The following is a 23,754-nucleotide window of genomic DNA, read 5'->3' on the forward strand; positions in this document are numbered from 1 at the left end:
ACGGCATTTGGCTCGTCAGCTTCATGCATTACGATCTAGGATATATCGACCTGGAACAGAGAACGCTGCAAACAATCGACAATCCGTTCGGCACGAGATTGTCACCTATGTCTTAGGTACAAACTGTGATTACGCGGTCTTGGTTTGTCCATCTTGTGGAATCCGGCATTGAAATCATTGCGAAATTTTCAGGCTATTTAAATGGTCGCGGGCATCACGCGGCGTTTGTTTTGGGCACCTTCCCGGATGAGGCGCAAAAAAGCCCGCAGATGCGGGCTTCAAAAACCAACTTTTCGGAGGTTCGCTAGAGCCGAATACCAGCTCGGATCAGGTCCGACCTTCTGTAGAAACGGGCGATGAATCCCTCGGGTTCGAAGATCGGGGCGAGGCCGGCGGTTTCCAATTCAACCTTGATCACGGCTCTGTATCCTCGGCGAGACTTCGCGATCTCCGTCAGGGACGCATAGGCTGCCTGAAACTCTGCAAGGGACTGGCGCTCAATAAACTTCACCGCCCTCCCTGTTTCACGACGGAGGGTTCTCTGGCGGAGGTATACGATAAACGCCGCGAACACATGGGAGGAGAAGGAACTAACATTTCCTCTCGGCTCAAAATCCGGCACATGGAACCTTGACGATGGCTACGGTGTAGGCTTCAGATTCTGTCTCGTTTCCGCATCTGGGATGCAATCGACAAAGGACGCATGGAACGCTGGCAACAAATCCGGGACATCATCCCAAGTGAACTGGGTTGCCACGGTCGGTAACACATTCTTTTTGACAAAGCTGCAAATCTCGCCAGAGGTTACTGGGCAATTCGTACTCCCAGACATCGAGACGGTCATGAGTGAGTGTGACCGAGAATACATTGTCATTAAGCAAGAAAGCGGAGGCGTAAACGTTGCGTTTGGATCTTCGCCAGGGACAACGTCGGTTAACTTCGACATTCTCCTTCAAAGGCAGATGTACAACCCTCCGCTCATCAGCTTCGTAGGATCGCTAAACAGTGACGTGTTCGTTCAATCAACCAACGGAGGGGCGAATGTGTCGGTGAGTAATTTGCAATCTTATCAAAGGAGCAAGCAGATCGCGAAGTTCTCCCTTGATGGCTCTTTTTCCGCTGGCGCGATGTATAATCTTCGCCTTCAAACTGCTACTGCCGCGCTTGTTATAGATGGCCACTTGGCATAGATTTTCGACTAGGGCGAGATAATCACTCGCCCTAGTCTCTTTGTGTCCGCCAGAACGTCCTCAAGATTGTTCGTTGTGAACCCTGCTGAAGATCAGCAGTTTACGTCCCGCAATTGGCGATGCATGAGCGGTGTGCGTGAACTCCCCCAGATCGCCAACAAGTCGGCTCAGTGCAGCTTCGGTAAAGACAAACGTCTGATCTACTCGATGCGAGCTGACGCCGATGATCGGCAAATGGTCAAACTCACCTTTGAATGGCTGAAGGCTCTGAAAGAGGTTGTCGGCCAGAGTCGGATACTCAATAATCAGTCGATCACCGGTAGCTTCAACCGCTTTCGCAAGGAAAGACTTATAGTCAGCGACGTGGTGCAGCACGTTCAAAACCAGCACATCGTCATATTTTTGCGTAATGGGCGCGCTGAGGAAGTTTTCCATCCGGATTTCCGCACGACTGTGCAGTAGTCTTGCTACCGCAACCCCAGCGCTCCATCGGGTGTGGTTTAGTTCAACGCCCATAAGGGTGTTGGCCCCATACCGTTCGTAGCGGAAAAGAAAGTCACCCGTCGCGCAACCGATGTCCAAGACGCTTCTATCGACAAATGAGCGGTCACGAAGGAGGTTGAACGTCTTAACGCGCCCATCGGATACGTGCCCGTAGTTTCGGTTTGTGGACGTAACGCCTCGCGGCATAACGAGCTTCTGATAGTCGATGCCAGGCATCTCGTTGACTTGCTCTACGTCGTCTTTGTGCGGTGTGGAGATAAACGACCCACGAAGGTTGTGGTGAACCATCGTCCTATCGCTTGCAAGGAACGTCCTTGCATCGCTGCCAAGTTCTTTTGACGAGTATAGAACCTCGTATGGGATGCCGCGCTGCTCGAGCATATCAAAGGTTCGCTCATAGAGAGCGAAGAAGTCTACTGAAGAGATAATTTTCGACCAGATTACCTGATCGTAGCCGTTCTTTTGCCCGGCGGATATCTCGATGTGCTCACGTTGATTGGCCCGGTTAAGCAGTTCCTTGGTTGGCGCTACAATGACAACCGCCTTTGTAATGCGTTCAGAGGCGATGATATCTTTGAGGATCCGCTCACTGAGTAAATCCCATTCTCTCATCTCATCGTTTGCAGCGTCGGTAACCAGGCGATGATGCAGCAGATTGTAATGGATGAAGCCGTTCGCCGGGACATCGCGTTTACTCGAAATCTGCGATCCAAAAATCGCCTTCTCGCCGTCTGCTTGCGAGGAAATGAATGTAGACTTGCCCGCATTAGACGGACCCAAAACCAAAACTGCCATATCGTACCCTCTTCGATGGACGAGCAGTCATACATGCGCGCAAAAAATCAAACAACCTGCCGGGGGTGAATCTTTCACGCCTTGTCTTCCTTGCCGAGATCGCTCCCATCGCTTGGCCGGTAGCGTAACCCGGCACCCACAAAACAAAAGAGGCCCGTCGCTCCTCACAAGCGCCTGGGCCTCAATACCGCAGCCTGTTTCAGGGGACGTGCGGTGGCACCCTCATATAGGCAGGGAACTGAAATCAAAAGACCCGCGCAACAGGGGGCGGTTGTGCGCGGGTCTTTAAACCATGAATTGGGGGACATGGCGCGGCATTAATGCGCCGGCGGCCTAAAAGTTCCCAACGCTTTCCAACTAGGACACCAAAATGCCAATCACCAAAATCTCCACACAGGGGAGGGCTTTCGTGCGCCTGCATGAGGGTAATCCGCTCACCGCCTATCTCGATCCTGTCGGCGTGCCGACGATCGGTACGGGCTTCACTATGCGCAGCGATTCCGTGCGCCGCGAGCTCGCCAAAATCGGCATCACCAAACTTGTGCCAGGCAAGACAAAAATTACGGCCGCCCAGAGCGACGCCATCCTCGATGCAGTGCTTGCCGCCGAGTATGTCCATGGCCCTACGCCAGTTGAACGACGCCGTGAGGGATCTTCACAAGACTGGCCTCGATGTGGAAATCATGGAGCTGACGATGCTGACTTCACGCGGGGATATGAAGCAGTTCGATATTCGGACATTTCGTGCCGAAGGTGCGCCGCCGGATTTGAAGGTGGTGGAATAACAAAAAACCCGCCCACCTCTCGGCAAGCGAATTGAATCAAGAAGCCCGCGTCGTCCGCGGCTTCGACTGATTTTCAACAATCCGATCGACGCGCAACGTCATCTTGTCGACAGCATCCTTCACTGCGCCGATAGCGCCCATGATCTGCTCTGTTTGCTCTCGCAGGCCGGACTTTGAAACATAGGTTTCGGCCACATGGAGGCGGTGAGCCGCGAGCTCTTCCCTTGCCAGCGATGCCATCGCCGACGCAGCTGACGCAGCCGCAGACGCATCGCCTCGTCCCATGGTGCCCGCATCCAGACGTCGGTCTCCTCCTTCGTCAGCAGCAGAACAGGCATGGCCTTTTCGTGGATCGGCTTTACGAGATCATTGGGATCGGTGGTCAAGAAGGCATAGAGATCGTCCGTGGTCATTCCATCCTTCACCTTCCGGACGCTTTTCCACTGCGGCACGTGAATGCCGGCGAAGAACATCAGGGACTTTGCCTCATCACGCGCAAACCAGGCATTGGGCACATTCCCACCTTCCTGTTTGCTCATCGGATCCGGTTCGGCAAAGCTGGTGACAGGAACGAGGCACCTGTGCTCGACACCGAACCATCGCGTCCAGTGAGGCAGGTTTAGCTTGCGGACATTTGTCACTCCGCGGTCTGGCTCCATGCGGATGAGTTCATCCATATCGACGGCCTTGCCCTTGGCCTCCCTCGCCATGCAGGCGCGCTACGCAGGCCACTGCATCAAGTTCTACAGCGTCGCAGAACACTCCGTCCTCATCGCACGTCACGTTGCGGCGACGCACGCGCCAGAGGTTGCTTTGGCAGGCCTTCTGCACGACGCGCCTGAGGCATACTGCGTGGACATACCGCGCCCGCTCAAGCCTTACCTGACAAACTACCGAGCGATTGAGCAGGACAACTGGCTGGCTATCGCGGCGCGGTTCGGTTTGCCGAAGGAGTTGCCGCGCGAGGTGCATGACGCAGACAACCGCATCATCGCAGACGAGCTGGTTAACCTGCGTCATATGCCGTGGCACGCCCGCCACGATAAACCGCTTGGCGTGAAGCTGCGGTACTGGTCGCCAGAGGAGGCGGAGCTAGAGTTCCTGACGACGTTTGATGCGTTGATGGCGGAGAGGGCGGCTTGATGAAGCTACACTATTTCTTGTTCAGCTACGCGGCAGCGAATGGAACGTTTGCACGCGTCACTATGGGCTGGCCCAACAAATTTGTGAACGAGGGTCGGATTCGAGAAGCGAGGCAAGCTGCTGTGGGAGACGCCGACGCTTGCCCCATAGCGGTCAGCTACCTTGGTGAGATGACTCGCGAGGAGGCCATCTCTTGAATGCGATCAAACCCGGCGACGAAGTCCTCTGCATAGACGACGCCACCCTTCCAGAGCAATACCTCGGCATTCGTGCCGGGGAGACCTATACAGCGACGTGGGTGGGCATGTGCCGCACGTATCTCGGAGGCGACTACGCTGGCATTCGCCTCGCGGGCGTGAACCGCGGCGTTTGCCCGCAGTTCGGTGAAGAGGATCCACCGTTTGCGCTGCGCCGGTTCAGGCCGGTCGTGAAGCCGAAGCGATACGAAGAGATCAAGGCGTCCCTTACGAGGAAAGGCCTTATCGGCAGGAAAATCAAGGAGAAGGCATGACCATCACATCCAAAGACACCGGCTGCCTCGCAGCCGTACCGGCAAATGATAACGTGCCTTTCGAACTGCGCGCACTCGGCGCGGCGATCGGGAAGGCCAGCACAGCCATCCTCCCACGGGTCATCGCGCTCACCGGCCTTGCTGGCAGCGGCAAGAGCACGGCTGGCAAGTACCTGGTCGAAAAGCACGGCTATCAGCTGGTCAAATTTGCAGGGCCGTTGAAAGACATGCTGCGAGCGATTGGTCTGAGCGAAGCGCAGATTGAAGGAGAGCTAAAGGAGGAGCCGTGCGAGTGGCTTCAGGGCGCTACCCCGCGTCACGCTATGCAGACGCTCGGCACGCAGTGGGGACGCGCTTGTATCGGTCCTTCATTCTGGATTGAGCTGTGGGTGCGCCGCGCCAATCTCATCATCGCAGAAGGCGGCCGGGTGGTTGTCGACGACTGCCGATTCCCCAATGAGGCCGATGAAGTTCGCAAGCTCGGCGGTGTGGTGTGGCACCTTGTCGGGCGTGGCGGGATTGCCGGATCGCATGAGAGCGAGGCGGGGTGTGGGGAGCCGGATGTCGAAATCCGCAACACGCATGGCATCGACGATCTGCACTATGTGTTGGATACGTTTCTGCGCTGGCAATTGGAGGACGCGGCTTAAAGAAAAAAGGCCCAGCTTAGTGCTGGGCCTTCTTCTTAGAGGAGCCTGCCGAAGATCGTCAGGATAGCAGCCAGGTTGACACTTAGGTCAACTGCTACCCGGATGTCTCCGGTAGACTTGCTGGCTTCGAGTAAGAGTTTAGCCCGCATCGGGGTCTCCATCTCGGGGATCGGCAGACTGCAAATTAACCGCTATCCGAACCCATTCCAGCCATGCTTGGGGGGATTTCATTTTAGCCTTGGGCTCCCCCTCGGGCACGCGGCTCTTTCCGTGTTGATGTGAATCTAACAGTTCGGCTGCGCGTTTGCTAGTCCCCGCATGAATTTCGGCCGGGTTCTTTGCGTCGCATAGGTTGCACCACCAGAACGCCCGCAGAACGACTTCTGCAAACTGCGCCAGAAAACTGCAAACTGGTGATTCAGGAAATGCCGCTAAGCGCTTGAAAATAATGGCGACCCCTGCAGGACTCGAACCTGCGACCTACTGCTTAGAAGGCAGTTGCTCTATCCAGTTGAGCTAAGGGGCCGTTATGCCGGGCAATCGATACTCCGGCAAAAAAACGGTTATCGTCGTGTTTCAGTGCGTCCAGGGCTGGGTGCGGTTGAAACGAAAATTGTCGGTGTAGGAAACCACCTTGCGGGTCGCTTCCTTCGGCTGGATGACGCGGTATTCGATGCCCTTGCGCTGTGCATAGGCTTCGGCCTGTTCCTGCGTCTCGAAATTCAGCTTCACCTGCTGCTTCATGTCGGAACTGGAGGTATAACCCATGATCGGATCGATCTTGCGCGGAACCTCGGCGTCGAATTCCAGAACCCAGACATTGGTCTTCGCCTTGCCGGATTGCATGGCGGTTTTTGCAGGGCGGTAAATCTTCGCAGACATGTCGAAACTGCTCCGGTTGGACAGTGGGGCGCAACACCCCGAATTGTTCATCACGTACCTGAATAGAATAACCAAATCGTGTCAGGAACGTTGAATTTGAAATGGACTGACTTCAGGTGAGAGTCAAGACGATTATCCCCCAGCAGTCAGATCGCACTCTGTCGTTTCGATGTTACGTTTTGCTCGCCAAAGCCGAGAGTGAACAAAGATGAATTTCCCTGTTGCGCAGTCTGGGTGAACCGTGTATTCCCCAGCCATCGCCTCGGCGGAGTGTAGCGCAGTCTGGTAGCGCATCTGGTTTGGGACCAGAGGGTCGGGAGTTCGAATCTCTCCACTCCGACCATTTCATCTATTTGAAATGATTAGAACCCCTTGCATAGCAAGGCTTTTCCCCCATATTGACGTCACAAATCACGTCACAAAATGGGGTCCGAATGGCGGGCAAACCTCAACATTGGAAAGAACGAAACGGGCGGTATTCCGCTAGGATCGTCATACCTTCATCGCTCCGGCCATATCTTGATAATCGGGCAGAACTCGAAATTCAGCTTGGTGGCGACCGGCGCGAAGCGCTTCGCAAGCACGCCGCCGCCGTTGCTTCGATGCAAAGGCAGATCGGCATTGCCCGGTTGAAGTATGAAGCCGCGACCGGCCAACAGCCGAAACCAGTGGCCCACCCACTCACGGCCCAACAAATTGCTCTCCGCGACTACCAAAGCCAAATCACCTTCGATTCCGAGATTCGTGCGCATGACCCACGCTATGCTCAGATTGACCCCGATCCGGCATATGATGCTCATCCGTTCCGCGACGGCTTTGCGGGTAAACTATCCGACGACGAACTAGAAGAACTCGTCGGTTCCCGCATCGAGCGCGCCCGTCTCGCGGGTAACACCGATGCGGTGAAGGGAACGCCGGAGTGGCGCGCTTTGGCGCAGGCGCTTTGCATCGCGTCATACGAGGCCGTTGCACGGCGCTACGAACGCAACGATGGGGATTTCAACGGGGAACCCTCTCACCCCATGCTTGTCGAAGCCGTCAAACAGGAGGAGAGCCAGCCTGTAGCCTCGCCATTTGCAGGCATAACCTTTGAAGACGTTATCAAGGAACAGGAGCGACTAGCGTCCATCGGCCTCAGCCGTCCGAAGTCGGAAGCGACCTTAGAAAAGTATCGGAACGCGAAAGATGATTTTGAGGCTTTCCGAAAAGATAAGACCGTTTCGACTGTGACGCTTGCAGAGGGTATCCACTGGATCGCGACGGATGGTGGTCAATCATTCCCGATTTGGAACGCAAAAGCGACTGGCACAGCCGCGAGACCTCTCTCATGGTTGGTAGAGTTAACGCCCTCGCGAGCGACATTGCGGAAAAAGCGGATGCGTTTGAGCGAGGATTTCGACTTCTTGCGCCAGAAGCGTATGCAGCAAGTTTGGCCGCTTAGACCAAAGCAGAAAAGTCACAAATTTCATGCCGTCACAACGTCACAAATTAGAAGTAACTAATATTAATTTTTCTATTTAAAATCATATACTTATAGCGCAAAAAAGTGGAGAGATGGTGATTTCGAATCTCTCCACTCCGACCATTTTAAAGCAAAACATCAGCTTTCCGGCGTAACGTCTTCCAAATAGCTGTGATTTATTCCGTTGACGGACCGGCCAGGGTGCTTTCTGCCGTGCCGATTGTCATGACATTGCCGCGCCATGCCACCGCGCTGCCGATCCAGCTTCGCGCCCAGACGATGGGCATGATCATGTCGCGGGCGATCATCGCCGGCAGTGTGTGGAGCGATACCGGCCATCGGTTTAGGGCCGCGAGCGCAAGTTCCGGCACGTACATGAGGGCGAGGACGGCAAAGGCAGTTGCGGCGAGGTTTAGATCCATCATCGCAGCGGCGGCAAGCGCGAAGAGGAGCGGGGGAAGCGCCCCGGTGAAGATTTCCGGCGCGAAATATTGCGGGAAGGTCACGCGTCGCAACCGCGCCCAGCGGGTCTGGCGCGACCAGATCTCGCCGGCATGGCGCTGGCCGAGCGGCTGCTCGAACGGGGCAGAGACCAGATGCACCTTGCGGCCGGCGTTTCGCACCAGTTTCGTCGAGGCGGCGTCCTCGGCGATTTCTGCGGCAAGGGCGCGAATGCCGCCGTGGTCTTCGAGAAACGGCTTGTTCCACAACATCGATTTGCCCTGCGCGAAACCGATGCCGATCGCTTCCGCCGCATATTGCCAGCGTCCCTGCGAGCCATTCAGGAAGGCGCATTCTACATTGGCCCAGAAACCGGCCGGACGGGAGCCGAGCGGCGGCGAGCAGACCAGCCCGCTGTCCGGCCGCCAGGCCGACATCATGGTGGCTATATAGGACTTTGGCATCAGCACGTTCGAATCGGCGAGAATCACCCATTCATGTTTGGCGGCGCGCCAGCCCTTGACGCAATTGTTCAGTTTCGGATTGGCGCTGATACGGTCATCGCCAATGAGCAATTGCATGGAAACCGAGGGAAAGGCGGCTTGCGCGGTGCGAACTTCCTCGATCACGGGATCGAATTCATCGGCGACGCAAAACAGCAGCTCATAATGGGGCCAGTTGAGTTCGAAGGCGCGCGACAGGGTCAGGGACGTGAAGTTTTCCACACCGCGCAGCGGCACCACAAGCGAGACAGCCGGTGTTTGCCGGACAAGATCGTTTTTCGCGTCGGGTCTCGTCAGTCGCCAGCCGGCCAGAACGATGCCGAGAAGATTGAAGCCGAGGAGCAGAATTGCGCAAAGGGCAAAGACAGTTTCCATGCTGGCCAGTTCCACTCCCAAGCTTCGGCGGTCTGCGCGCCAATCGATTCCATGGAATTCGTCTCTGCCGATTATAACGTTTGCGTGACAGTTACATGTCATCGTCGGCTTGTGGGGAGGCAACGCCGTGCAATCAAGGCGCCGCAGAAGCGGCGTGCGCAAAAGAAAAGCCCTCCGCATGGAAGGGCGCAATCGTCATGACAGTCGATAAATTTTAGTGGACGTTCAGGATATGAGCATGACTGCTTGCGACGAGAAACGATTCCCGTGCTTTCTCGATGTCGCATCTGCCCGCGATGGCATCGAGGCAGTTCCTGCGCGCCTCTTCATATTCCGGCCCGTGTTCCTCGGGCCAGCGGTACATCAGCATGTCCAGCGCCACCAGCGGGCTGTAGATTTCTACGGCGACGCACAGCGGCAGGTGAATCGCCACCGGTTTCATCCACGAGGCGTGGTGACACGGCTCTGTTCTGTTAATCAGCATATCATTTTCCTCCCTGTTTTAGCTGTCTTGGAGGTCGTCCTCTCTCCTATGCGCGAAATGCCTGCCTCACGAAATGGTTCCCGATCACCAAAAATGTGATCGGTCAGGGGGTTCCAATTTTCCAAGATGAATGGAAGATGAACAAACAGATGAACCGGAGATGAACAAAACCGCCATCAGGGCGTTGTTATGTCCATAAGAAGGAGAACGCATATGTTCAATTTGTCAGGCATTCAGGAAAGCTTCTTCGGGGACCGCATGGCCGGCGTATGTCAGGCAATCACGTCGGCTCTGGCTTTCGAATCCGGGTTAGAAAAGTCGCGGATTTCGGCAACTGTCGAAAATGATGTGATCTATCTGGAAGGTACGGCCGATTCGGTAGAGGCGATCGACATCGCCATCAACCTTGCCTCTTCCATTTCCAATTGCCGGATTCTGAGCCATATCGAGCCGGTCTACTGACCATTGCGCCAGCCGGGCGAAACCTCGTCCGGCTAATTCTAACGCAATGACGTGGCAATGTCATTTCCGGTTGCCGATTTGCGCGCTGCGAACCATATCACCCGGCTTGATGCCATAGCGCTTCGCAGTGCCTCCATTGAGTTCAAGCACAAATTTTACTGGCCCGCGGGAGCTGATGATTGCCTCCGAATGCGGAACCGCGTTTTCGTGAATATGGGTAATACGGCCGTCACGGCCGATAAAAAGCATGTCGAGCGGAATAAGCGTGTTCCGCATCCACATGGCCACATCACGCGCTTCGCCGAAATCGAACAACATTCCGTTTTCAAGCGGCATGCTCTTGCGGAACATCAGCCCCTGTTCGCGCTGGGCATTGTTCAGCGCCAGTTCGGCAGTGAAATCGTGGCTCTTTCCCCCGGCGGTCTCAATCTGCAGCGGTTCGGACGTGAATGTCTGCTGTTGCTGGGCCTGCGCTGCGGCGGCCAGCGTAAAAAAAAGAAGCGCCATAACGGCGCTTTTCGCCATATGGGGCAGGGCGGACATCAATGCGACATCCCGATGGAAACCGGGTTGTCGGGGTGGATTTCCGCCGCCATCAGGCCCTTGTCGCCATCGCCGTAACGCACCAGCACCACCTGGCCGGGGCGAAGCTCCGTCAGGCCGAAACGGCGCAGCGTTTCCATATGCACGAAAATATCTTCCGTTCCTTCGCCGCGCGTCAGGAAGCCGAAGCCCTTGGTGCGATTGAACCACTTGACGATGGCGCGCTCCAGCCCGCTGGACGGCGTTACCTGCACATGGGTGCGCACCGGCGGCATCTGCGAGGGATGGACAGCGGTCGACTGGTCCATGGAGAGAATACGGAACGCCTGAAAACCGCGGTCGCGCCGCTGTATGAGGGCAACGATGCGCGTGCCTTCAAGAATTGTCTGGTAACCGTCACGGCGTAGGCAGGAGACGTGCAGCAGCACATCCTGTGTGCCATTGTCGGGCACGATGAAGCCGAAACCCTTGGCGACGTCGAACCACTTCACCACGCCGGTAATTTCGGTCAGGTCCACGGCATCGCCCGAAAGGTCCTCGACATCGACTATCGTTTTCGATGACATCCTATCAGCCATATCCTGCCAACCCCTCAATTACGCGCCATACACCGGTCAACTGATTCCTGTGCGCCAGATTAACATCTTGGTAACGGTTTCACGCAAGCCCTAGTTTTTGATTTACGCAGCTGCTTTTATGTCGCCGTCCTTGTCCGGGGCTTGCCGTCACGCGTTTGACGGCTCCGGACCCGTGTAATGGAGAGGAAGAAAATGCGGTATCTGCACACAATGGTTCGCGTCAAAGACCTTGGCGAATCACTGAAATTCTATGTCGATCTGCTCGGCCTTACGGAAATACGCCGAATCGAGAACGAAAAAGGTCGGTTCACTCTGGTGTTTCTTGCGGCGCGCGATGACATTGCTGCGGCGAAGGAAAACAAGGCTCCCTGCCTAGAACTCACCTATAATTGGGATACCGAGGATTATACCGGCGGCCGCAACTTCGGCCATCTGGCCTACGAGGTCGACAATATCTACGATTTCTGCGCGCATCTGCAGCAGAACGGCATCGTCATCAACCGGCCGCCGCGTGACGGGCACATGGCTTTCGTGCGCTCGCCGGATGGTATTTCGTTCGAGATTCTGCAGAAGGGCGAAAGCCTCGCACCAGCTGAGCCCTGGATATCTATGCAGAATACCGGTTCCTGGTAGGGACTTTCCGGTGAGCAGCGGCGTTTTCGGGTGCTCTTGCCTTGTCCCGAGGGGATGAGGCATAGTCCGCGAATCAAAACGGCCAGTCCCGTTTTGGGGAAGCACACGCGCCCGTTCCCGTGTTGCTGTTGGAAATGCAAGATACGGAGGCCACCCATGAAAACTGTCGAGAGCGCGAAAGGACGTCTGCTTCGTCAGCGTCTTGTCATCGCGGTTTCACTGTTTGGGCTTTCCGGATGCGTTTCGGCGGTGACCGACGACGAGATGGCCGGCACGACCAAAAAGCCGGAAATTTCCACACAACAGAAGCCGCAGACCGCCGCTTCAACTGCGGCGGCCGGCGCGCAACCGGGACATTATGTGGATCCGGCCGTGGCGTCGGCGGCTGGAGCGGCCGCGCCGGTCCAGCCTCAGGCAGCGGGCGGCCCGGCGCAGGCCTATGGCGCCGCCCCCGATATCGCCGGGTTGACGACGCAGCCAACGGCGATCTCCGCAGGTACGGCAAGCATTTATTCGACCGCCTCCGCCGCAGCAGCGCCCGCCGGTGCCGCAGGTGCACCGGGCGCCGCCGTCGCTACGGGTGTTCCTTCCCAGAGAATCACTCCCGCCGTCAGCAGCGTCTATTCGGCGCCGGTGCAGGCCGCACAGCCGCAACCGGCGGCGGCGCCGGCTCAGGTCCCGCCAGCCGGACAGGCGTCGGCGGAGCAGCACAGCGAAAATCTTCAGCCGGCTCCCGTACCCCTTCCGCAATCGGCATCTGGACAGCTCGCGGCGGCTGCCGCGCAACCAGCCGCCGGCGCCGGAGCGACCGGCGAGAAGCAGGGAGCCGATGGGCAGGGCATGACGCTTGCGGCATTTTTTGCCGGTGCGGCCAAGAAACGTCTGCCGAAAATGATTGAAAGCGGGACTGCGGGCAATACGCAGGTCGCTGCGCTTCCCGGAGCCGCGGACGGGACGATGGGCATTGCGCTTTCCGGCCGCTCGGTGATGTCCGACGAATTCGACGATGCCCATCTCGATGAAGAGGATGACCAGCCGACAGGCCTGATGAAACTCGCTTCACTCTCAGGCCTCACCCGCGTCGCCCCGAACGGGCTTTTCCTGCAGACGGACCGTGTCGAAGTCGGCTGTTTCAAGCCGGAACTGGTGCGGATGATCAAGGATGTGGAGCGCCACTACAACAGACCGGCGATCGTCACCTCGGGTTATCGTCCGCCGAAGGGCATAAGGCGGGGCTCCAAGCACTATACCTGCGATGCCGCCGATATCCAGATCAAGGGCGTCTCCAAATGGGAGCTTGCGACCTATCTGCGTTCCCTGCCGGAACGCGGCGGCGTCGGCACCTATTGCCACACCGAGTCGGTCCATTTGGACACGGGTGAGCCGAGAGACTGGAACTGGCGTTGCCGCCGTACTGCCGCGCGCAAGTGATTTCCGGGTTTGGCCCTTAGCCTGAGGAACTATTCCTAGCGATCGAAAGCGACTGGCCCGGTTTTGCCGGGGTGCTGGTACGTGAGCCGGTGACCTTTGTCGCTGCGGCTGCCCTGAAACCAGGCTTGCGCTGGATATCGCTGGCTGCATTGCGAAGACTGCGAGCGAATCTTTTCCGCTCCCATGGGAGTTTGATCACCTTCAGTGATAACTCTTTGTGAAATATCAGGAAATTGGACTTGAGGTGGTGAGAGCGCAGGGATTCGAACCCTGGACCTACTGATTAAAAGTCAGTTGCTCTACCGGCTGAGCTACGCTCTCCCGTGTCGGGGCTTGGTTGCCCTTCGGAAGTGCGCGGAACATAGGTAGAGCGATCCGTTCGGTCAACCCAAAAAAAGCGGTTTCGACAATCAATCCGGTTTTTTTTGTCGCACCCCCGAAAAGGTGATTGGAGAGAGGGGGCGGCTGGGGATAAAACCGGCTTCAGACATGTCGGCTGGACGGGTGAAATCCTTTTGCAGCAATGACATGCACGAAAATGAAGCGTGAAGCGGCGGCGCAGCTTGAGAATCGCGGCGGCTTTGCGGGATGCGGAGTTCTTTGTTGTCGATTGCCGATATTTCCCTGTTCAGCGCGCTTCTGGCCGGCGCTCTTTCGTTTCTGTCGCCCTGCGTCCTGCCGCTGGTGCCGCCTTATCTCTGTTATATGGCGGGTGTTTCGGTCGAGCAGTTCAGGACGGAAGATACCGCGCCGCGGCCGGAGATTCGCAGGGCCGTGCTGTTTTCAGCCTTCTTCTTCACGCTCGGTTTCGCCACGGTCTTCGTGGCGCTTGGGGCAGGCGCCTCGACGATCGGTACGCTCCTGCGTCAGAATCTGGATATTCTCGCCAAGGTCGGTGGTTTCATCATCATTCTGATGGGGCTGAATTTCCTCGGCGTGTTCCGCATCGGCCTGTTTTCGCGCGAGGCGCGGTTTCAAGGCGCGGGCAAGCCGGCCACGCTGTCCGGGGCCTATGTCATGGGCCTTGCCTTCGCTTTCGGCTGGACGCCCTGCATCGGTCCGGTTCTGGGGGCTATTCTCGGCGTCGCCGCCGCACGCGATACGGTTGGCGACGGTGCGGCGCTGCTTGCGGTCTATTCTCTTGGCCTTGCGGTGCCGTTCTGGATCGCGGCGGCGTTTTCCGGCTCCTTCATGCGTTTCCTCGTCCGCTTCCGCCGCCATCTTGGGCTCGTGGAAAAGCTGCTGGGCGTGTTGCTGGTGCTGACCGGTCTCGCTTTCATGTCCGGTTTTATCACCAATGTGGCGATCTGGTTCCAGGAGACCTTTCCGATCCTGATGCAAATCGGCTAAGCCTCCCGCTGGAGTTGCTTGCGGGGGAAATATAGTGACGGATATCGTCGGATTGCTGTTGCCGTTTTTCGGCCTGATCTTCATCGGCTACGGTGCGGCGCGCATCACGAAGCAGCCGGTCGAGGCGATGGGCTGGCTGAACACTTTCATCATCTATGCGGCGCTGCCGGCGCTGTTTTTCAAGCTTGTGTCTAAAACGCCGGTGGAAGAGCTGGCGCGGATGGATTTCGTCGCGGCCAGTCTCGCCTGCACCTATGGCGTTTTCCTGGCTGTGTTCCTGATCGGCCGATTCGTACGGAAAAACAGCCTTTCCGAAACCACGATCCAGAGTTTCGCGGCCAGCTACGGCAATATCGGTTATATGGGGCCGGGCCTAGCGCTTCTGGCGCTTGGCGAGAAGGCGGCGGTGCCGGTGGCGTTGATCGTCTGCCTTGAAAACGCCGCCCATTTCATCGTCGCCCCGGCGATGATGGCGGTTGCCGGCGGCGACAAGCGTTCCCCGCCAAGGCTTGCGCTGGATGTGGCGCGCAAGGTCATTACCCATCCCTTCATCGTCTCCGTCATCGCCGGCTTTCTGGCCGCATCGCTGTCGTGGCAGCCGCCGGAGGCGGTGCAGCGGCTGGTGGATTATCTGGCGCAATCGGCGGCGCCCTGCGCACTGTTTGCCATGGGCGTGACGCTGGCGCTTCGGCCGATGAAACGTGTGCCGGTGGAAATCAGCTATATCGTGCCGGCAAAGCTGATCCTGCATCCGCTCGCCGCCTATCTAGTGCTGTCGTCGCTCGGGCGGTTCGAGCCGGTGTGGATCTATTCAGCCGTGCTTTTGGCCGCGCTGCCGACCGCGACGAATGTCTTCGTCATCGGCCAGCAATATCACGTCTGGCAGGAGAGGGCGTCTGCGACGATCCTGATTTCGACGGTTCTGTCTGTCTTCACGCTGACCGGCGTGGTTTATTTCATCCAGCCTTTTTGAAGCTGCCGAACAGCAGCGAGGGCAGGGCCTTCAATCCGCGACCCGGCTCGATGCCTTCGCGCATGACCATGCTTCTCAGCGTGCCGATGCCGGAAAGCACGTGCAGTCCCGCCGCGCGCGCCATCTGTACCGGCAGGAGATCGGAAAGCAGCGAGCGGTTCAGGAGATCGACGCTCAGCGTGCGGCTATAGACATCCGCTCGCCGCTTGCGGTCGAATCTATCGCCGGCGTCGGCCGCAATCGGCCGGTCGGAGACGGCGCTCAGCAATTCCGTCAGCGCGATGATGTCGCGCAGGCTGAGGTTCAGCCCCTGCGCGCCGATGGGCGGAAAACCGTGCGCTGCCTCGCCGATCAGGGCGACGCGGCCCTTGCCGAAGCGGTGCGCAGTCATGGAAGAAAGCGGCCAAGCCTGAACGCTGTCCTCGACAGTGACCGCTCCCAGCATGGATTGCATGCGCTCCTCGACGCGCAGGCTGAGCGTCTCCAGCGGCAGCGCCGTCAACTCTTCCGCCTGCTGCGGGGTAACGACCCAGACGAGGCTGGAGCGGTCGCCGGGCAAGGGAACCTGTGTGAAAGGCCCGGTGGGTGTGTGGAACTCCGTCGAGACATTGCCGTGCGGCCGGCTATGGCCAAAGTTCAAAACAATGGCGGTCTGCGGATAGGACCAGGATTTGACGCCGATGCCAGCTGCATCCCGCACCATGGATTTGCGACCATCCGCGCCGATGAGGAAATCGGCGGAGAGCGTTTCGCCATTCGCAAGGGTCACCGTCATGCGGTCGTTGCCGATGTCGATTGTCTCGGCGGACGTGTCGAGGCGGGAAATATTGTGTTCCTGCTCGACCGCTTCGCTCAGGACGCCGAGCAGCGCCTCGTTGGGGATGTTCCAGCCAAAGGCGTCAAGCCCGATTTCGGAGGAACGGAACTGCACGGTGGGTGCACGCAGCAGGCGGTCGGTGCCATCGATGATCTGCATGGTGGAAAGGCGTGCGGCCGAAGGCGCGATGCGCGACCAGAGGCCAAGGCGGTCCATGAAACGGATGGACTGGTCCATCAGCGCGGTGGTGCGCTGGTCCTTCCTGTCGCTGGAAGGTGCGATGAGCGCCACGTGGCGGCCCGCCCGCGCCAGCGCGATGGCCGCGATCTGCCCCGCAAGTCCCGCACCGGTGATGGCGATATCGAAGTGTCTCATGGTCGTGATCCGTTGTTATTTCCAAACCATCATAAAGGCTTCGGTTGGGTAAATCCACTTCGGTCCCGGAACATCCGGTTGCGAAGATTCGTTAGTTGTGCCGCTATATTAGTCCTAGGATAAGCGGATTGAGCCGGTTGCAAAGCGTGGTGAATGGCCGCATACCGGAACAAACAGGGCGGATGAAAAACGGGGCGCAGACGCTGACCATGAAAATTTTCAACTATAAGCGTGTTCCCTACGCGGAAATCCGCGCCTTTTCCGTCCACATGCTCACGGCCTCCGGCTCGTTTCTGGCTTTTCTCGGTGTTGTCGCCGCAGCCGAACACCGCTTCGTCGATATGTTCTGGTGGCTGGGGCTTGCGCTGCTGGTGGATGGCATCGACGGTCCCATCGCCCGCAAGGTCAGGGTGAAGGAAGTGCTGCCCAACTGGTCCGGTGATACGCTCGATAATATCATCGACTATGTCACCTATGTGCTGTTGCCCGCCTTTGCGCTTTATCAGAAGGGCATGATCGGCGAGCCGCTGTCCTTCGTGGCCGCCGGCATGATCGTGGTGTCGAGCGCTATCTATTACGCCGACATGGGCATGAAGACGGACGAGTATTTCTTCTCCGGCTTTCCGGTGGTGTGGAATATGGTAGTGTTCACCCTGTTCGTCATGGACGCCAGCGCCACGACGGCAATGGTTGTCGTTACCGTTTCGGTGTTTTTGACATTCCTGCCGATCAACTTCCTGCATCCGGTGCGGGTGAAGCGATTGCGGCCGCTCAATCTCGCCGTGGTCTTCATCTGGTGCGCGCTTGGCGGTTATTCGCTGCTGATGCACTTCGAAACCCCGAGCTGGGCCGTGATCGGCTTTGTGGCAAGTGGCCTCTATCTTTATTGCATCGGTGGAATATTGCAGTTTTTCCCCTCGCTCGGCGCGAAGTAAGAACGGGTAAAGCCGTTTATTGCTTGTGCAAATTGCATTTAAGCGGCTTCTTTTTCAGTTGTGCGCAGCAGCAAAACCGTTATCAATAAGTCTTGATTGGATGAGATTGCATACGCATTGGCGTCCGATTGGGAACAATGACCACGATCGTTGGAAACGCTTCGAAGAAGGCGCGGCGGTCGGTGAGAGAGGGAACTCGTGACTGGAACTTTGGCGCCGGAGGCCGTGCCTCTCCTGTCCGTTCGCAAGCTGACCAAGCTGTTCGGCAATTTCGCCGCCTGCAACGGCATCGATCTCGATATTGCGCCGGGCGAAATCCACGCGCTTCTTGGTGAAAACGGCGCGGGCAAATCCACGCTCGTCAAGATGCTGTTCGGCGTTCTCGCGCCAAGCGAAGGCGAGATTGTCTGGCAGGGCCAGCCGGTTTCCGTCGCCTCGCCAAGCGAGGCCCGCAGGCTTGGCATCGGCATGGTGTTCCAGCATTTTTCGCTCTTCGAAGCGCTGACGGTGGCTGAAAACATCGCCCTGTCGCTCGACCCGAAAATTTCACTGAAGGAAATCGCCGGGCAAGCGGAAACGTTGTCGCGCGCCTATGGCCTGCCGCTCGATCCCAATGCCCATGTGGCCGATCTTTCGGTCGGCGAGCGCCAGCGCATCGAAATTGTCCGCGCGCTTTTACAGAACCCGCGCCTGATCATTCTCGATGAGCCAACCTCGGTTTTGACGCCGCAGGAGGCCGACAAGCTGTTCGAGACGTTGGAGAAGCTGAAGGCTGAAGGCCGTTCCGTGCTTTATATCAGCCATCGTCTCGAAGAAGTGCAGCGCATCTGCGACCGTGCCACCGTACTGCGGCATGGCAAGGTGACGGGAGCCTGCGATCCGCGCAAGGAAACGCCAGCGTCGTTGGCGCGCATGATGGTCGGCAGCGATGTCGCAAGCGTTTTGCGGGCCACGGGCGAGACGCTCGGCGCGCCGCAGATCGAGGTCAGTGGGCTCTCGGTGGCGCCACGCACGCCTTTTGCCGTGGCGCTGAAATCGATATCCATGCAGGTGCGCGCCGGCGAGGTGTTGGCGATTGCCGGTGTGGCCGGCAACGGCCAGGGTGAGTTGTTCGATGCGCTTTCGGGCGAATATCCGGTCTATAACAATGACGCCATTCGCCTGCGCGGCAAGCCAGTCGGTCGCATCGGCATCAATGGCCGCCGGCTGATGGGCGCGGGTTTTGTGCCGGAAGAGCGCCACGGCCACGCCGCCGTTCCCAGCATGAGCCTGTCCGACAATCTGCTCTTGGCGCGGGCGCGCTCCGACCGCAAGGCGTTTCTGACCGGCGGTTTCCTGCGCATCGTGCGTGGCTCAGTCATCAGGGCTGCGGCGCGACGCATTTCGGAAACGATGGATGTGCGCAAAAGCGGGGCCGATCCGCTCGCAGGGTCGCTGTCTGGCGGTAATCTGCAGAAATTCATCGTCGGGCGCGAGCTTGACCGCCAGCCTGCCGTGCTGGTGGTCAACCAGCCGACCTGGGGCGTGGATGCGGGTGCGGCGAGCCGCATCCGTCAAGCGCTTGTCGACCTTGCCAAAGCGGGCTCGGCCGTCATCGTCATCAGTCAGGATCTCGATGAGATCTTCGAAGTCGCCACCAATATCGCTGTCATTTCCGACGGCAAGCTGTCAGAGACCCATTCGGTGGAGGAAATGACGCTCGAAAAGATCGGCCTGTTGATGGGCGGCATTCACACGTCACATTCGGGAGCCGCCCAGCATGCGCATTGAACTTGAAAAACGCGCAGGCGTCTCCCGGCTTTTCACCCTGCTTTCGCCGCTTCTGGCGCTCACGCTGACGCTGCTTGTCGGCGCCATCATGTTCGCCATGCTCGGCAAGAACCCGTTGGACGCGCTCTATGCCTTTTTCGTCGAGCCGCTGCTGGAAGTCTGGTCGCTCCATGAACTGGCGATCAAGGCCGCACCGTTGATCCTGATCGGCGTCGGGCTATCGATCTGTTATCGCTCCAACAACTGGAACATCGGCGCGGAGGGGCAGTTCACCATCGGCGCGATCACCGGTTCCATCCTGCCGGTGCTTTATCCCGATTGGCATTCGCCGCTGCTTTTGCCTTTGATGCTGGTGATGGGCGCCGTGGGCGGCGCGCTTTATGCGGGTATTCCCGCACTTTTGAAGACGAAGTTCAACACCAACGAAATCCTCGTCAGCCTGATGCTGGTCTATGTTGCGCAGCTTTTCCTCGACTGGCTGACGCGCGGCATCTGGCGCGATCCGGGCGGCTACAACTTCCCGCAGACCAAGCCTTTCAACGACAGCGCCGTTTTGCCGGAAATGCTGGCCTCGGGCCGGGCGCATTGGGGTTTCGTTTTCGCCATCGTTGCGGCCATCGCGCTGTGGTTCATGATGCGCTACATGCTGAAGGGCTTCGAAGTCACCGTGCTTGGCCAATCGGCGCGGGCAGGGCGTTTCGCCGGTTTTTCGTCGAGCCGCATGGTGTGGTTTTCGCTGCTGCTTTCCGGCGCGCTGGCGGGGCTTGCTGGCATATCGGAGGCCTCCGGCTCCATCGGCCATCTCCAGCCCAGCATTTCGCCGGGTTACGGCTTTACCGCCATCATCGTCGCCTTTCTCGGTCGTCTCAATCCGCTCGGCATCATCCTTTCCGGGCTGGTGCTGGCGCTGACCTATCTCGGCGGCGAAGCGGCGCAGCTTTCAATCGGTGTGTCGGACAAGGTGACGCGCGTGTTTCAGGGGCTGATGCTGTTCTTCGTGCTGTCCTGCGATACGCTGATCTTCTATCGCATCAGGGTATTCTTTCCCGGCAAGGCGCATCGTAAAGAAGGAGCGGCATGATGGATATGCTTCAGGCCATTCTCCTCACCGTCATCACCGCCGCCACGCCGCTCGTCATCGCCGCTTCAGGCGAGCTGGTGACGGAGCGCTCCGGCGTCCTCAATCTGGGTGTCGAGGGCATGATGATCATGGGTGCGGTCTGCGCTTTCGCGGCCGCGCATATGACCGGATCTCCCTATCTCGGCATTCTGGCCGGCATTGCCTCCGGTGCGGTTTTTTCGCTGCTCTTCGGTTTCCTGACGCTGACGCTCGTTACCAACCAGGTGGCGACGGGTCTTGCGCTTACCATTCTCGGCCTCGGCGTCTCGGGCATGCTGGGTGAAAGTTTCGTCGGCCTGCCGGGTGTAAAGTTGCAGCCCATCGTCTTTCCGCTGCTGTCGGACATTCCCTTCCTCGGTCCGCTGCTTTTCCGGCAGGATTTGATCTTCTACCTCTCCATCGCGCTTGTCGCCGGCATCAGCTGGTTTCTGTTCAAAAGCCGCATGGGTCTCAAAATCCGCGCCATCGGCGATAATCACGCTTCGGCCCATGCGCTCGGCATCAATGTCATCCGCACCCGCTATCTGGCCGTCATGTTCGGCGGCGCCTGTGCGGGGCTTGCGGGGGCGCAGCTGTCGCTGGTCTATACGCCGCAATGGGTGGAAAACATGGCGGCCGGGCGCGGGTGGATTGCGCTGGCGCTCGTCGTCTTCGCCTCGTGGCGCCCATGGCGAGTGCTGGCGGGCGGTTATCTGTTCGGCGCCGTCACCATCGGCCAATTGCATGCGCAGGCGTTCGGCATCGGGGTGCCGTCGCAATTGCTGTCGGCGCTGCCCTATCTCGCCACTATTGTCGTGCTGGTCATCATCTCGCATAATCGCCGCACGACCTTGATCAATACACCGGCCTCGCTTGGCAAGTCCTTCGTGCCGGACAGGTGAAGCATTCTCACGTCTCCAAACCAACAGGGGTAAAAATGAAAAAACTGGTCATCGCACTCGCCGCTTCCGTTGCGGCTCTCGGCGGCGTCGTTTCCTCGGCTGAGGCCGCCGACGCCAAGAAGGTCTGCTTCATCTATGTCGGTTCAAAGACCGACGGCGGCTGGACACAGGCGCACGATATCGGCCGTCAGGAACTGCAGGCGCATTTCGGCGACAAGATCGAAACGCCGTTCCTCGAAAGCGTTCCGGAAGGTCCGGATGCCGAACGCGCCATCGAACGCATGGCCCGCTCGGGTTGCGAACTGGTGTTCACCACCTCCTTCGGCTTCATGGACGCCACCATCAAGGTTGCCCAGAAGTTCCCCAAGGTGAAGTTCGAACATGCTACGGGCTTCAAGACCGCCGAAAATGTCGCGACCTACAATTCGCGCTTCTATGAAGGCCGCTACATTCAGGGCCAGATCGCTGCGAAGATGTCGCAGAAGGGTCTCGCCGGCTACATCGCGTCCTTCCCGATCCCGGAAGTGGTGATGGGCATCGACGCCTTCGTGCTCGGCGCGCAGTCCGTCAATCCCGACTTCAAGGTGAAGGTCGTATGGGCCAACACCTGGTTCGACCCCGGCAAGGAAGCCGATGCCGCCAAGGCGCTGATCGACCAGGGCGTCGATATTCTGACCCAGCACACCGACACCACCGCGCCGATGCAGGTTGCCGCAGAACGCGGCATCAAGGCCTTCGGTCAGGCGTCCGACATGATCGCGGCCGGTCCGAAGACGCAGCTTACCGCCATCAAGGACACCTGGGGCGCCTACTACATCAAGCGCACGCAGGCGCTTCTCGATGGTACCTGGAAGTCCGAATCGGTATGGGACGGCCTGAAGGACGGCATCCTGACCATGGCGCCTTACACCAACATGCCTGATGACGTGAAGAAGATGGCTGAAGACACCGAAGCCAAGATCAAGTCGGGCGAGCTGCATCCCTTCACCGGTCCGGTGAAGAAGCAGGACGGTTCGGAATGGCTGAAGGCGGGTGAGAAGGCCGAGGACGGCGTTCTGCTCGGCCTCAATTTCTACGTCGCCGGTGTGGACGACAAGCTGCCGCAATAATGCTTTTTAGCCATCGTTACTGAAGCAAGGCCGCACATATGTCATGTGCGGCCTTGCTTATTTTCACGCGTTTTATTGCAGGGATGAAGTTTACCTTTGCTTTTCATGCAACTTGATGTTTTTCACTATAATCTGACTTGAGATACACACGTCTGGCGCGATTTTTTCAAGATCGCCAACCGAACGGAAGGATATGGCACTTGCAGCGCGGAATGCTCGATGCGGCGATCGGTTTTCGAAAGCTGCGGACAAATCATGCACAGGTCGTTCACAAGCTCGGTCTCGATATCGTGTCCGGCGTCTTCAAGACGGGTGATATCCTGCCGGGCGATGCCGAGCTGATGGACCGCCTGAAAGTATCGCGCACAGTGCTGCGCGAAGCGATGAAGACGCTGACCGCCAAGGGTATGATTTCCCCCAAGGCGCGGATCGGCACCCGGGTGACGGAGCGCGAAAGCTGGAACATGTTCGACAGCGAGGTGCTGCTCTGGCATTTCGAGGCTGGCGTCAGCGACGAGTTTCTGTTGCATCTTTACGATATCCGTCAGGCCTTCGAGCCCTATGGCGCGGGGCTCGCTGCCATCAGGGCGCAGGACGCCGATATCGCCAAGCTCGCCGCTTACGCCAACGAGATGGGCAATACGGCCTATTCCAAGGAAAAGCGCGCGCTTGCGGATATGAATTTCCATGTGCTCATCACCGAAATGTCCGGTAATCCGTTCATGCGCACCGTCGGTTCGCTGATAAAGGCGGCTCTGGTGGGCATTTTCCGGATGAGCAACCCGGAAACCGATCCCAATGAGATTTCCGACGTGTCCGCCTCGCACCTGCGGCTCGTGGAGGCGTTTCGCCTGCGCGATGAGGGTGCAGCGCGCCGCGAGATGGAAAGGCTGATCGAAAACGGCCGCCAGCAGGTGCTGGAATTCACTGCCCGCAATCCACGGCGATAAATCAGACCGAGGGAACGGGATGGGATACCGTTGCAATCACGTTTGATGAAAATCGGTGCGGAAATTTGGTGCAGATTTGCATGGTTTCTTAAGTGGGCCGCC

At 58.2% G+C, this 23,754-nt stretch carries 23 protein-coding genes, 3 tRNA genes and 2 pseudogenes; 18 read left to right on the top strand and 10 right to left on the bottom strand.

The annotated features are described in order from the left end of the window. Positions 1-1,250: 1,250 nt before the first annotated feature. A complete protein-coding gene (locus tag PL599_RS11095) occupies positions 1,251-2,489 on the bottom strand; it encodes a methyltransferase domain-containing protein (RefSeq protein WP_271359060.1) in 1,239 nt (412 codons plus the stop codon). A 370-nt stretch (positions 2,490-2,859) separates the two neighbouring features. On the opposite strand from PL599_RS11095, the pseudogene PL599_RS22840 reads away from it, so the two are divergent. Both PL599_RS22840 and PL599_RS11105 read left to right on the top strand, forming a co-directional pair. Beyond that, positions 2,860-3,030 (top strand): annotated as a pseudogene (locus PL599_RS22840) (glycoside hydrolase family protein); the annotation flags it as partial. Positions 3,031-3,106: 76 nt separating this feature from the next. After that, complete coding sequence (locus tag PL599_RS11105; RefSeq protein ID WP_269825165.1) at positions 3,107-3,274, top strand: hypothetical protein; 168 nt, start codon at positions 3,107-3,109, stop codon at positions 3,272-3,274. Between the two features lie 263 nt (positions 3,275-3,537). Here PL599_RS11105 and PL599_RS11110 read toward each other — a convergent pair. Continuing rightward, a pseudogene (locus PL599_RS11110) lies at positions 3,538-3,972 on the bottom strand (SOS response-associated peptidase family protein); the annotation flags it as partial. A 10-nt stretch (positions 3,973-3,982) separates the two neighbouring features. Between PL599_RS11110 and PL599_RS11115 the strand changes: the two are divergent. The 3 genes from PL599_RS11115 (at position 3,983) to PL599_RS11125 (ending at position 5,578) form a co-directional block, all read left to right on the top strand. Then, complete coding sequence (locus tag PL599_RS11115; protein WP_271359061.1) at positions 3,983-4,417, top strand: phosphohydrolase; 435 nt, start codon at positions 3,983-3,985, stop codon at positions 4,415-4,417. Positions 4,418-4,610: 193 nt separating this feature from the next. Beyond that, a complete protein-coding gene (locus PL599_RS11120; RefSeq protein ID WP_269825163.1) occupies positions 4,611-4,928 on the top strand; it encodes a hypothetical protein in 318 nt (105 codons plus the stop codon). Further along, positions 4,925-5,578, top strand: coding sequence for a deoxynucleotide monophosphate kinase family protein (locus tag PL599_RS11125; RefSeq protein ID WP_269825162.1), 654 nt, complete (start codon positions 4,925-4,927; stop codon positions 5,576-5,578). Before PL599_RS11120 ends, PL599_RS11125 begins: the two co-directional genes overlap by 4 nt. Positions 5,579-6,027: 449 nt before the next feature. On the opposite strand, the gene PL599_RS11130 is transcribed toward PL599_RS11125, so the two are convergent. Both PL599_RS11130 and PL599_RS11135 read right to left on the bottom strand, forming a co-directional pair. Next, positions 6,028-6,104, bottom strand: a tRNA-Arg gene (locus tag PL599_RS11130). Between the two features lie 50 nt (positions 6,105-6,154). Then, positions 6,155-6,460, bottom strand: a complete 306-nt coding sequence (locus tag PL599_RS11135; RefSeq protein WP_077982056.1) for an ETC complex I subunit — start codon at positions 6,458-6,460, stop codon at positions 6,155-6,157. Positions 6,461-6,726: 266 nt separating this feature from the next. Here PL599_RS11135 and PL599_RS11140 point away from each other — a divergent pair. Then, positions 6,727-6,803 (top strand) — tRNA-Pro (locus tag PL599_RS11140). Positions 6,804-6,894: 91 nt separating this feature from the next. Further along, a complete protein-coding gene (locus tag PL599_RS11145) occupies positions 6,895-7,962 on the top strand; it encodes a hypothetical protein (RefSeq protein WP_269825161.1) in 1,068 nt (355 codons plus the stop codon). Between the two features lie 136 nt (positions 7,963-8,098). Here PL599_RS11145 and PL599_RS11150 read toward each other — a convergent pair whose 3' ends face one another. Together PL599_RS11150 and PL599_RS11155 are read right to left on the bottom strand one after the other, a co-directional pair. Next, positions 8,099-9,241 carry a ceramide glucosyltransferase gene (locus PL599_RS11150; RefSeq protein ID WP_269825160.1) on the bottom strand — a complete coding sequence of 381 codons (1,143 nt, stop codon included), beginning with the start codon at positions 9,239-9,241 and terminating at the stop codon, positions 8,099-8,101. Between the two features lie 214 nt (positions 9,242-9,455). Continuing rightward, on the bottom strand, positions 9,456-9,725 hold the full coding sequence (locus PL599_RS11155) for a DUF982 domain-containing protein (RefSeq protein WP_035262940.1): 270 nt from the start codon (positions 9,723-9,725) through the stop codon (positions 9,456-9,458). A gap of 213 nt (positions 9,726-9,938) precedes the next feature. On the opposite strand from PL599_RS11155, the gene PL599_RS11160 reads away from it, so the two are divergent. Then, complete coding sequence (locus tag PL599_RS11160) at positions 9,939-10,187, top strand: BON domain-containing protein (RefSeq protein ID WP_077982057.1); 249 nt, start codon at positions 9,939-9,941, stop codon at positions 10,185-10,187. Positions 10,188-10,247: 60 nt separating this feature from the next. Here the strand turns inward: PL599_RS11160 and PL599_RS11165 are convergent, their stop codons facing one another. Together PL599_RS11165 and PL599_RS11170 are read right to left on the bottom strand one after the other, a co-directional pair. Then, complete coding sequence (locus PL599_RS11165; RefSeq protein WP_269825159.1) at positions 10,248-10,730, bottom strand: DUF192 domain-containing protein; 483 nt, start codon at positions 10,728-10,730, stop codon at positions 10,248-10,250. Continuing rightward, positions 10,730-11,308 carry a cold-shock protein gene (locus tag PL599_RS11170; RefSeq protein WP_077982058.1) on the bottom strand — a complete coding sequence of 193 codons (579 nt, stop codon included), beginning with the start codon at positions 11,306-11,308 and terminating at the stop codon, positions 10,730-10,732. The genes PL599_RS11165 and PL599_RS11170 overlap by 1 nt, the downstream gene beginning before the upstream one ends. 192 nt (positions 11,309-11,500) lie before the next feature. Here PL599_RS11170 and PL599_RS11175 point away from each other — a divergent pair, with 192 nt between their 5' ends. Then, on the top strand, positions 11,501-11,941 hold the full coding sequence (locus tag PL599_RS11175) for a VOC family protein (protein ID WP_077982885.1): 441 nt from the start codon (positions 11,501-11,503) through the stop codon (positions 11,939-11,941). A 156-nt stretch (positions 11,942-12,097) separates the two neighbouring features. Next, positions 12,098-13,372, top strand: a complete 1,275-nt coding sequence (locus PL599_RS11180) for a YcbK family protein (RefSeq protein WP_269825158.1) — start codon at positions 12,098-12,100, stop codon at positions 13,370-13,372. A gap of 245 nt (positions 13,373-13,617) precedes the next feature. Here PL599_RS11180 and PL599_RS11185 read toward each other — a convergent pair. After that, positions 13,618-13,693: transfer RNA gene (locus PL599_RS11185), tRNA-Lys, on the bottom strand. 282 nt (positions 13,694-13,975) lie between these two features. Here PL599_RS11185 and PL599_RS11190 point away from each other — a divergent pair. Both PL599_RS11190 and PL599_RS11195 read left to right on the top strand, forming a co-directional pair. After that, positions 13,976-14,722 carry a cytochrome c biogenesis CcdA family protein gene (locus tag PL599_RS11190; protein WP_089153212.1) on the top strand — a complete coding sequence of 249 codons (747 nt, stop codon included), beginning with the start codon at positions 13,976-13,978 and terminating at the stop codon, positions 14,720-14,722. Positions 14,723-14,756: 34 nt separating this feature from the next. Continuing rightward, positions 14,757-15,695 (top strand): AEC family transporter, encoded by a 939-nt coding sequence (locus tag PL599_RS11195; protein WP_077982060.1) that lies wholly within the window; start codon positions 14,757-14,759, stop codon positions 15,693-15,695. Here the strand turns inward: PL599_RS11195 and PL599_RS11200 are convergent. Beyond that, positions 15,679-16,887 carry a UbiH/UbiF family hydroxylase gene (locus PL599_RS11200; RefSeq protein WP_137410519.1) on the bottom strand — a complete coding sequence of 403 codons (1,209 nt, stop codon included), beginning with the start codon at positions 16,885-16,887 and terminating at the stop codon, positions 15,679-15,681. The genes PL599_RS11195 and PL599_RS11200 overlap by 17 nt on opposite strands. A gap of 209 nt (positions 16,888-17,096) precedes the next feature. Here PL599_RS11200 and pcsA point away from each other — a divergent pair, with 209 nt between their 5' ends. The 6 genes from pcsA to PL599_RS11230 all read left to right on the top strand — a co-directional run bounded on the left by pcsA (position 17,097) and on the right by PL599_RS11230 (position 23,652). Continuing rightward, positions 17,097-17,822, top strand: coding sequence for a phosphatidylcholine synthase (gene pcsA / locus PL599_RS11205; RefSeq protein WP_080792861.1), 726 nt, complete (start codon positions 17,097-17,099; stop codon positions 17,820-17,822). Positions 17,823-18,032: 210 nt separating this feature from the next. Next, the gene (locus tag PL599_RS11210) at positions 18,033-19,592 is read left to right on the top strand and encodes an ABC transporter ATP-binding protein (RefSeq protein ID WP_269825171.1); all 1,560 of its coding nucleotides are present in this window, start codon (positions 18,033-18,035) and stop codon (positions 19,590-19,592) included. Then, positions 19,582-20,673 carry an ABC transporter permease gene (locus tag PL599_RS11215; protein WP_077982063.1) on the top strand — a complete coding sequence of 364 codons (1,092 nt, stop codon included), beginning with the start codon at positions 19,582-19,584 and terminating at the stop codon, positions 20,671-20,673. The genes PL599_RS11210 and PL599_RS11215 overlap by 11 nt, the downstream gene beginning before the upstream one ends. Further along, complete coding sequence (locus PL599_RS11220; RefSeq protein WP_162927507.1) at positions 20,673-21,593, top strand: ABC transporter permease; 921 nt, start codon at positions 20,673-20,675, stop codon at positions 21,591-21,593. The genes PL599_RS11215 and PL599_RS11220 overlap by 1 nt, the downstream gene beginning before the upstream one ends. Before the next feature lie 35 nt (positions 21,594-21,628). Then, entirely contained in the window at positions 21,629-22,702 is a 1,074-nt protein-coding gene (locus PL599_RS11225; protein ID WP_077982065.1) for a BMP family ABC transporter substrate-binding protein, read from the top strand. 212 nt (positions 22,703-22,914) lie between these two features. Next, on the top strand, positions 22,915-23,652 hold the full coding sequence (locus PL599_RS11230; RefSeq protein WP_077982066.1) for a FadR/GntR family transcriptional regulator: 738 nt from the start codon (positions 22,915-22,917) through the stop codon (positions 23,650-23,652). The last annotated feature ends 102 nt before the right edge of the window (positions 23,653-23,754 follow it).

It is taken from the genome of Agrobacterium sp. ST15.16.055 (assembly GCF_027956555.1).
GTDB classification, from domain to species: Bacteria; Pseudomonadota; Alphaproteobacteria; order Rhizobiales; family Rhizobiaceae; genus Agrobacterium; species Agrobacterium salinitolerans.